At 34.6% G+C, this 9,741-nt stretch carries 6 protein-coding genes and 1 pseudogene; all 7 read right to left on the bottom strand.

Annotated features, from left to right (window positions below; genetic code table 11):
- Positions 1–1,908: 1,908 nt before the first annotated feature.
- Positions 1,909–2,544, bottom strand: a pseudogene (locus PVV60_RS03765) (DEAD/DEAH box helicase family protein); the annotation flags it as partial.
- Between the two features lie 22 nt (positions 2,545–2,566).
- Positions 2,567–4,207 carry a site-specific DNA-methyltransferase gene (locus PVV60_RS03760; RefSeq protein ID WP_273723220.1) on the bottom strand — a complete coding sequence of 547 codons (1,641 nt, stop codon included), beginning with the start codon at positions 4,205–4,207 and terminating at the stop codon, positions 2,567–2,569.
- A gap of 83 nt (positions 4,208–4,290) precedes the next feature.
- Positions 4,291–4,692, bottom strand: a complete 402-nt coding sequence (locus PVV60_RS03755) for an SUF system Fe-S cluster assembly protein (RefSeq protein ID WP_273723219.1) — start codon at positions 4,690–4,692, stop codon at positions 4,291–4,293.
- Positions 4,685–5,929, bottom strand: coding sequence for a cysteine desulfurase (locus PVV60_RS03750; RefSeq protein ID WP_273723218.1), 1,245 nt, complete (start codon positions 5,927–5,929; stop codon positions 4,685–4,687). The genes PVV60_RS03755 and PVV60_RS03750 overlap by 8 nt, the downstream gene beginning before the upstream one ends.
- Before the next feature lie 10 nt (positions 5,930–5,939).
- Complete coding sequence (sufD, locus tag PVV60_RS03745; protein ID WP_273723217.1) at positions 5,940–7,202, bottom strand: Fe-S cluster assembly protein SufD; 1,263 nt, start codon at positions 7,200–7,202, stop codon at positions 5,940–5,942.
- A gap of 11 nt (positions 7,203–7,213) precedes the next feature.
- The gene (sufC, locus tag PVV60_RS03740; protein WP_273723216.1) at positions 7,214–7,969 is read right to left on the bottom strand and encodes a Fe-S cluster assembly ATPase SufC; all 756 of its coding nucleotides are present in this window, start codon (positions 7,967–7,969) and stop codon (positions 7,214–7,216) included.
- Between the two features lie 159 nt (positions 7,970–8,128).
- Positions 8,129–9,640 carry a Fe-S cluster assembly protein SufB gene (sufB, locus tag PVV60_RS03735; RefSeq protein ID WP_273723214.1) on the bottom strand — a complete coding sequence of 504 codons (1,512 nt, stop codon included), beginning with the start codon at positions 9,638–9,640 and terminating at the stop codon, positions 8,129–8,131.
- Positions 9,641–9,741: the final 101 nt, after the last annotated feature.

Here is a 9,741-nt window from a genome sequence, read left to right as displayed (position 1 = left end):
TTTAAGACGTGTTTTAATCACTCACTAAAATCATAAGGTTATCTATTTAAATAAACTGATAAAAATTCATACAAGGGATTTTAATAACGTAATCAGTTTTTACTTTCATACGCTTTTCATAAAGCACATTTTAATCACTCCCTAAAATAATCATTTTGTCAGTTCAATTTACTGACACATAACTGACAAATATATATTTACAGTTGTATTTATGGGTTGTATCTTAATAATGGTTGTATCATTAAAATGCTAACATATTGAAATATAATGTTTTTAATTTTTTATCTCATTAAAAAAAATACTATAGGGGTTAGAGTTAACTGACAAAACTGACATCACTGACAAAAGCCTATTAAAAGGAATTTTACTGATCTCTATAATTATCAATCTCTCTTTAGATATTTTCATAACAGTCTATAAATCGCAATTATCTTATTTATCGTTTCTCTTATGAAAATGAAAAATGATGCCATGGCTATAGCTATAAAGCACGCGTGAAAAAGCAGGCTTTCATAATCACATGCAAATGAACACATTGGTTATAAAAACAGTCCCTATAAAAGCTGTTAAGTTGCAAATGTGTTATTAAAAGAAATTAACAGAAATCTTTAAAAACCATTTAGTAAAAAATATGATAGGTTATAAAGATAAAAATACGCATGATGAGAGCGTTTTTAAATATTATAAATGTATAATTCAGAAAATAACGCAATCGTTTCACAAAGCCAATAATATAGCGTTAAAAGCACATAAATATAAAAGAAGCAATTAATAAGCATAAGATATTATCAATACACAATATATTTAAAAAATAAGAAAAAATATCAAAAAATATAAAATATTATTTGACAATAAATACGTATTTTGTTATATAAATACTCAAGTGCTAAAAACACTATATGAATAGCGAGTAAACCACGATAAGGTTTCTCCCATTTCTTTAAAAGACTGGCTTTCTTTTATGCTTTAAGAGCGTATAATGATTATGTCGGGTGTAGCTATGCCATACAATACCCTTCGCGAGGGAAAAGCATAGCGGCGGACTATTCACCGTGTTTTTAGCGCCCGGCGCCACATATTATATAAAAATATAGAAAAATCAATATATTATGTAAAATTATTTTATATGAATCCACTTAGGAATCCACACTTTTATACGTGATTCATTTGACCATTTTTTATATAAGATTGCCATGTATGAATAGACCATAAAAAGCAAATCATGATGCTAATATTAAAACGCATGTGTGTATTCAAATGGAATGAAAAGCCGATATCATTCATAACAGTTTATAAATTTTATGATACGTTTTTATCATAGCACAAATCACATTGTTTAAAATTTAATCGTTTGAAAATATCGATAACATAAATTGTATACGTTTAAAGAATGGTATGAGTTTTGCTCTTTTTTGAGCGAAACCTTAAAAAGGAATAATCGTTTGAAACTGTCATAAGCTTATAGGTTTAATTCAGTAAAGATTGCACAAAGGATTTAAAGACAAGATTGATTTTATAACCACGGTATTTTTTTACCGAGGTAGGAAATAAAGGTAATGAAATTCAAAACGTTATATCTTATGAAATCAAAAGCCTTTTAATGAATATAGTGCAAGCAAGTGAGCAAAAAACGTTTTAAAAGTTATCGTTTAAAAATACGAAATCAAAAGGGGTCTCCTCAAATTTGAGGGCATCTATTTAGACAAGATAAGCAAACAAACTTCAAAATCGTTATAACATCACAAGGCATGGAATTTTTCTAAATTTTTAGACAAAACGCCATTGTTTAAAGAATGCTCTATTCTAAAGATAACGAGTTCGAATTTGAGCTGGTTGATTTTGCCAACTCAAAATTGAGCCAGCTTATTTGTAAAAAGTTACATTTAATGAAAAGTGAAAATACGCTTAATCAGGAAGATTTGCGAGATAATCAAAATAACTTTCGCCAATCGTTTCTTGCAAGCGTTTAATTCGTGGAATACTGGATTTTAATGCACCTTTTTTGTTATCTGTTGTATTAATTTTAGAAATATTAAAAATATTGATAAAGGCCGTGTCTCTATTCTCAAACAAACGCTTTTGTCCTTGAAAGTGGTGATCATCAGTGCGAATACCTTTACCACTTTCATAATCGTCACCTGTAATAATAACGGGTCTATTGGCAATGAATTCACTTATTCCACTAAAGACATACTTTGGGCTTTGGGGACTAAAATCCTGTTTTAACTTTTCATAAATAGTCAAATTTGGCGCTAAAATAAAAAAATGGCGACTGCGACCTGTTAAATAAAGATAGCTGATAAAAGCCCCCATAAGTCGCGTTTTCCCAACACCCGTTGCTAAGGCAAAACAAAAAGAGGGAAAGTTTTGTTCAAAATTTTGTACAGAAGGATAAAGATTTTTTATCACTTCTAACTCTGCAACCAAATCAGTATTTTTAGAAAGCTCTATATTTTCTAAAATTTTTACCAAAATATTTAAAGATTCACGTTGAGGATCACGTAACGATAAGCGAGCAGAAATCCTTTTTTCAACAGTGTTCATGAAAAACTCCGCTTTTTATATATTATTCAAATAGATCTAATTCTGCTTGCGCAATATCTTTATTTTTGTTGTTTTCTTTTACTACAATCACTGGTTCAAGATTGGACACATTTAAACTGTAATCATCCCTTCCCCATTCGCATTTTTCTAATACTGCACGGGGGATTTTAGTGAGTGTAAGATTTTCAAAGGATGCTGATTTTGTATCAAAGGCTGTGCCACAAATCAGCAACGTGCGATGAGAGCCTACCTCTTCACTCATTATACGGAGTTGTTCATGGGTCATAGCGCTTGTTGTGACATAAATATAATCTGTTTCGGTTGAATACCCTTGCATCCAATAATGATTTTCATCAGGTGCGTAGGTAAATCCCATATGTTTGCACATTGCTTCTGAAAGCATCGCAGCATTATATTCGCGACTAATAATCCATTGTCCCAATGGATCTTTTTGTAACAGAGAAGGTGCAAGGCGATAATAGCGAAATCCACCGCCACCTTGCCAATTGACACTTTTGGAAATTCCCCCTTGATCAGTTCCATCAATCACTTGTTTTAAACGAGGGATAATATGGGTATGACAATGTTCACCAAGTTCAATCATAATCCACTTGCGTCCCATTTTATGGGCAACAGCACCGGTCGTGCCAGAACCAGCAAAGGAATCTAGTACAAGATCACCGGGATTAGTGGCAAGTTGAATAATGCGTTCCATTAAACGCTCAGGTTTGGGGGTTGTAAAGACACTATCAGAATTAAAAACTTTGACTTCTCTTTTGGCATCTTGGTTGTGTCCCACTTCTGTATAGGGCCAAATCGTCATTGAAACCATACCATTTTTTACTTCTGATAAAAAACGCTTCAGGGAAGGAACATTGCTTCCTGTTGGACCAAACCAAATGCGATTATCGTTCAATAATTCAAAGAATTTTTTTTCATTTATAGCCCAACTTCTACCATTAGGAGGCATCACACTGCGCCCAGAAGGTGTGATGATTTCATAAATATCCTTAAGTGTTACTCTTTTTACGGATAGATCTCCAGATTTCCAAAGACCACGCGGATCATTATCAGGGTTTTTATAGCGTGCATCCATATCGCTTGAACGAGGAAGCAATTGAGGGTGCCAAACAGTTTTATCTTTAGCATAAACCATTACAAAATCATGGTTATCAGAAAGCCACTTTGCATCATTTTGTGGAGCATATTTTTTTTGCCAAATAATGTTGTTTATAAAATTTTTTCGACCAAAAATTTCATCCATTAACACTTTAAGGTAAGCTTGTTCATCATCATCAATTGATATCCAGATACTTCCATCTTCTGCCAGTAAATGATGTAACAATTCTAGCCTGTCTCTCATAAGGCTGAGCCATATGGAATGCTCTAAACCATCTTCATAATGTTCAAAGGCATTGCCTGTATTATAAGGCGGATCGATATAGATACATTTTACCTTCCCCATATATTCTTGTTCAAGCGCTTTGAGAACGAGCAAATTATCACCAAAAATAAGTTTATTATCAAAAATATCTTGGGAAGATATTTGATGCGAAGCGTGATAAGATTTTTCAAGATCTTCTAATAAGATACGGGGCTCTAGTTTTGGGCGTTTTTCTTTTCCAATCCAGTTAAGTTCTAATTTTTGTTTATTATAACTCATGCGATCGTCCTTAAATTCAAACGCTTGTGAAAAGTAAACAGCTTATTCATGAATGGCTAAACTAGAGTCTCTTAACAATACTTTTAGTACCATCCGACAGCAATTTGAGCTTCTTCTGACATACAATCAGGTGTCCATGGTGGATCAAAAGTCATAGTGACTTCAACATACAAAACCCCTTCAACAGCACTGACTGCATTTTCTACCCACCCAGGCATTTCACCAGCAACAGGACATCCCGGTGCTGTAAGAGTCATTTCAATTTTTACTGAACGATCATCTTCAATATCAATACGATAAATCAGTCCTAGCTCATAAATATCAGCAGGAATCTCTGGGTCATAAACTGTTTTGAGAGCAGTAATAATATCATTCGTCATACGATCAATTTCATCTGCTGGAATTGCTGATATATAAGATTTTTTATTTTCACTTACAGTTTCAACAGATTCTGTAGAATGACGCTCTTCAATTGATTCAGCCATTTAAAAATGTCCTTGTTTCTTTCAATGCTTCTACTAATTGATCTATATCTTCATGAGTGTTATACATAGCTAATGATGCCCGACAAATAGATGTTAGACCAAAGCGCTGTAATAAAGGCTGTGCACAATGGGTTCCAGCGCGTATTGCAACTCCTTTTCTATCAATAAACATAGCGATATCATGGGCGTGAATCCCTTCAATTGTGAACGATATAATAGCTCCTTTATTGGGAGAATGACCATAAATGCGCAATGACTCAACAGTTTTGAGTTTTTCCTGCGCATAAGCTAAAAGGGATCTCTCATAGGCATGAATCGTGCTACGGCCTTTCTCTTGTATATAATCAATAGCCGCAGTTAATCCAATAGCTTCAACAATAGGAGGAGTGCCTGCTTCAAAACGGTAAGGAGGAGCATTATAAAACACCTTATCGGTTGTTACCTCCTCGATCATTTCCCCTCCCCCTTGAAAAGGACGCATTTCTTCTAGTCTATCTTCCTTACCATACAAAACACCAATACCGGTGGGACCATAAAGCTTATGACCTGTAAAGACATACCAATCACAATCGAGATCTTGCACATCAACGGTTAAATGTACTGCTCCTTGAGAACCATCAACAAGAACAGGAATAGAATTTTGATGTGCTAGCTTAATAATTTCTTTAACAGGAGGTATAGTTCCTAATATATTAGACATATGCGTTATAGCGACAAGCCGCGTTTTTTCGCTTAAAGCCTTTTGGAAATCTTCAATGTGCAGAACACCATTATCATCGACAGGAACAAAAATAAGTTTAACACCTTTTTGTTCACGGAGAAAATGCCAAGGAATAATATTTGAATGATGCTCCATGATCGTTAGAACAATCTCATCGCCTTCTTTGAGTTTTGGCATCGCCCAACCATAAGCAACAGTATTAATAGCTTCTGTTGCATTTTTCGTAAAAACAATTTCTTCAGCTTTGTGAGCATTTAGAAAAACACGAACGGTTTCACGAGAATTTTCATATGATTGTGTTGCTATATTGGCTAAAAAATACATTCCCCTATGCACATTAGCATAACTATAGTGATAATAATTATTCATTGCATTGAGTACTGACATTGGTTTTTGGGCAGAAGCACTACTATCAAGATATGCTAATCGCTTTCCATAAACTTGATGGTGCAAAAGAGGAAAATCACGCCGAATTTCTTCGACATTATAAGTAAATGTTTGTACGTTATTTTCCATTTTTTCTACCTTAAACATTTTTTTCAAGCCATTTACTAATGATATTCTCCAAAACAATTTGAATATTATCTTGCTTGATGTCATCAATGAGCTCAGAGATAAATCCTTTAATCAAAAGTGCACGAGCCATTTTAAATGGGATACCACGCGCCATAAGATAAAAAAGATAATCATGATTAATATTAGCAACTGTTGCACCATGACCGCATGCAACATCATCAGCAAAAATCTCCAGTTCAAGCTTTGCATTAAATTCCGCATCGTCTGAAAGAATAAGGCTATTACAAGCCATGCGTGCATCTGTTTTTTGCGCTTTTTGAGAAACACGTATTATTCCTTGAAAAACACCAACAGCCTTATCTGTAACCACATTGCGTATAATTTCGGTTGATGTTGATTTTTCTTCCACGTGACGAACAGTCATTGTAAGATCACTATGTGTCTGTCCTGATAATAAATTTATAACACGCAATTGAAAGTCAGATTCTTCTCCCTGTAATTCAATATCGACTTCTTGGCGATTTAATTGGCTCCCTATATTAATGACATAAAGTGATAACTTCGCTCTTTGAGCAAGAACAGCACAAAATCGACCAAATTGCGTAGAATTAAAATCACGATTGCGAATGAGAATCCACGTAACATTACTATCAGCAGCAACATTTAATGAAAATATTGAACTGACAAAGGTATCTTTATCACTGCCAACCTGATGTTCAATAAACATAACTTGACTATTTTTATCAATTTTTATATCCGAAAAAATATGAGATTGTCCCCCCATTTGTATATTTTGTAATTCAATGGGTATACTTAACTTTGTATTTTCAGGGATGTGAAAAAGCCAACCATCTGTAACAAAAGCTGTATTTAACTGTCCAATAAAATCCTCATCAGTAATGTTTTGATTTATCTGTACAGAATTATCTTCTAATGCATCTGAAAGACGTTTTACTGTAATATTGTCTACCTTTGACTCTATCGATGTTTTTCCATTGTTTATGGAGAAAACAGCACTTTCTGAAAGCAATGCATCAACCAACTGATTGTCTTGAACTTTTGAAAAGTTGCTAATAGACTTCAGTAAGGTACGCAGATTAGTATAATGCCAGCTTTCCATTTTACGGGAAGGAAGCTGTATTGTTTGAAATTGCTCAATAGCTTTCTTGCGAATTTCCCGTATAGCTTTATCACCAGGTAAATCGTTTACATATTGATTGAAGTTACTGAGTATATTTTCTTCAACCGCTAACAAATTCTGCTGTGCATTCATATTCAATAACCTTAAACTGCTTCCCTGATAAGATCAGCATACCCATTTTGCTCTAAATAAATCGCTAAGGATTTATCTCCGCTTTTGATAATTCGTCCTTTATAAAGAACATGTACAGTATCAGGAATGATATAATTAAGCAGCCGTTGATAATGGGTAATCACCAAAAATGAACGTTTTGAATCCCGAAGTTTATTAACACCATCTGCAACAATTTTTAGTGCATCAATATCTAAACCAGAATCCGTTTCATCTAAAATGCAAAGTTTAGGTTCAAGAAGGGCCATTTGTAAAATTTCAGCACGCTTTTTTTCTCCACCTGAAAAACCTACATTTAATGGACGCTTTAGCATATCCATATCTATTTCAAGTTTAGCTGAAACTTCTTTAACATACTTTATAAATTCAGGAATTTTAAGCTCTTCATCACCTCGCGCTTTGCGTTGAGAATTCATCGCAACTTTTAAAAATTCCATCGTTGCCACCCCTGGTATTTCCATTGGATATTGAAATGCAAGAAAAACACCATATGCAGCACGTTCTGCTGGATCCATTTCTAAAAGTGATTGTCCATTATAGAGAATCTCTCCTTCTGTTATTTCATAATCATCACGACCAGCAAGCAAATAAGACAAAGTTGATTTTCCGGCTCCATTTTGTCCCATGATAGCGGCAACTTCTCCATCTTGAACTGTCAAGTTTAAACCACGAATAACTTCTGTATCGGTCTCAGCAATACGGGCGTGCAAATTTTTTATCTCTAACATAATTTAATCCTGTTTTGGCTGTTTTTTTCAGATACCAAGGCGTATATTTTGCTTAGCACCCATCTACTTTTGCAATTACCATAGAGGTCATTTTTAGCATTATTTGCTACTGTTACAGCATTTTTGCATCAAGTCTTCTATTTATCTCATTAAATAAAATTATCCAACACTACCTTCAAGGCTAATACCAATAAGCTTTTGTGCTTCAACAGCAAATTCCATGGGAAGTTTTTGAATGACCTCTTTTACAAAACCATTTACAATTAATGCGATAGCTTCTTCTTCGGGAATTCCTCTCTGCATAACATAAAAAAGTTGGTCATCAGAAATTTTTGATGTTGTGGCCTCATGTTCAAACTGAGCTGTTGCATTTTTTGCTTCAATATAAGGAACTGTATGCGCACCACAATCATTCCCGATTAACAAACTATCACATTGCGTAAAATTACGCGCATTTTGTGCTTTTCGATGTGCTGTGACTTGTCCTCTATAAGTGTTATTTGAAAAACCTGCAGAAATGCCTTTGGAAATAATACGACTGGATGTATTTTTTCCCAAATGAATCATTTTTGTACCAGAATCAATTTGTTGATGACCGTTTGCAACAGCAATAGAATAAAATTCTCCACGCGTATTATCACCACGAAGTAAGCAGGATGGATATTTCCAAGTAATCGCAGAACCAGTCTCAACTTGTGTCCATGAAATTTTAGAGTTATCACCTCGACAATCTCCACGCTTCGTCACAAAATTATAAATACCACCCTTTCCATCTTTATCACCAGGATACCAGTTTTGTACTGTAGAATATTTAATCTCTGCATTTTTAAGAGCAATAAGCTCAACAACAGCAGCATGAAGTTGGTTTTCATCACGTTGGGGTGCTGTACACCCTTCAAGATAAGAAACATAGGAATCCTCAGCGGCGATAATCAATGTTCGTTCAAATTGGCCAGTGTTGCGTTCATTAATCCTAAAATAAGTTGAAAGCTCCATAGGACAACGAACCCCTTTGGGAATGTAAACAAATGAACCATCTGTAAAGACAGCAGCATTTAAGGCCGCGTAATAATTATCACTTATAGGTACAACTGTTCCTAAATATTCCTTAATAAGCTCAGAATGTTCAATAATCGCCTCTGAAATAGAACAAAAAATCACACCAGCACGTGCCAGCTCTTTTTTAAATGTTGTTACAACAGAAACAGAATCAAAAACTGCATCAACAGCCACCTGCCCCGATACAGACATACCGTTATCAAAAGTAGAGGGATCAGACTGTTTTCTCACTCCTGCCAAAATCTCTTGCTCTTTAAGGGGAATGCCAAGTTTTTCGTACGTTGCTAACAACTCAGGATCCACTTCATCCAAAGATTTTGGTCCCGTATGATTTTTGGGAGCAGCATAGTAATAAAGCTCCTGAAAATCAATTTTAGGATATTCAAGACGCGCCCAATGAGGCTCTTGCATTGTCAGCCAACGGCGGTAAGCTTTTAAGCGCCATGTTAGCATCCATTCAGGCTCATGTTTTTTAGCAGAAATAAATTTGATAATATCCTCATTTAAGCCTTTTGGAGCTTTATCTGTTTCAATATTAGTTTCAAAACCATATTTATATTGGTCAACATCTATTTCACGTACTTGGCGTATTGTTTCTTGTACTGCCGGCATAAATTTTCTCCATTTTTTGGCATCAAAAACCGGTAACTAAAAGTCTCGTTTTTCCCAAGATTAAAGTAAGCAAGTTATCTTCTAGGCTATAGGTAAAGTGC

It is taken from the genome of Bartonella sp. AU18XJBT (assembly GCF_028618595.1).
Taxonomy (GTDB): Bacteria; Pseudomonadota; Alphaproteobacteria; order Rhizobiales; family Rhizobiaceae; genus Bartonella.
Note: the sequence above shows the minus strand (reverse complement) of the source record. Positions and strands in the feature narration are given on the sequence as shown.

Excerpts from the sequence above, each read along its gene's own strand:
- PVV60_RS03760 (WP_273723220.1), bottom strand. The coding sequence starts at position 4,207 with ATGAGTTATAATAAACAAAAATTAGAACTTAACTGGATTGGAAAAGAA.
- PVV60_RS03755 (WP_273723219.1), bottom strand. The coding sequence starts at position 4,692 with ATGGCTGAATCAATTGAAGAGCGTCATTCTACAGAATCTGTTGAAACT.
- PVV60_RS03750 (WP_273723218.1), bottom strand. The coding sequence starts at position 5,929 with ATGGAAAATAACGTACAAACATTTACTTATAATGTCGAAGAAATTCGG.
- sufD (WP_273723217.1), bottom strand. The coding sequence starts at position 7,202 with ATGAATGCACAGCAGAATTTGTTAGCGGTTGAAGAAAATATACTCAGT.
- sufC (WP_273723216.1), bottom strand. The coding sequence starts at position 7,969 with ATGTTAGAGATAAAAAATTTGCACGCCCGTATTGCTGAGACCGATACA.
- sufB (WP_273723214.1), bottom strand. The coding sequence starts at position 9,640 with ATGCCGGCAGTACAAGAAACAATACGCCAAGTACGTGAAATAGATGTT.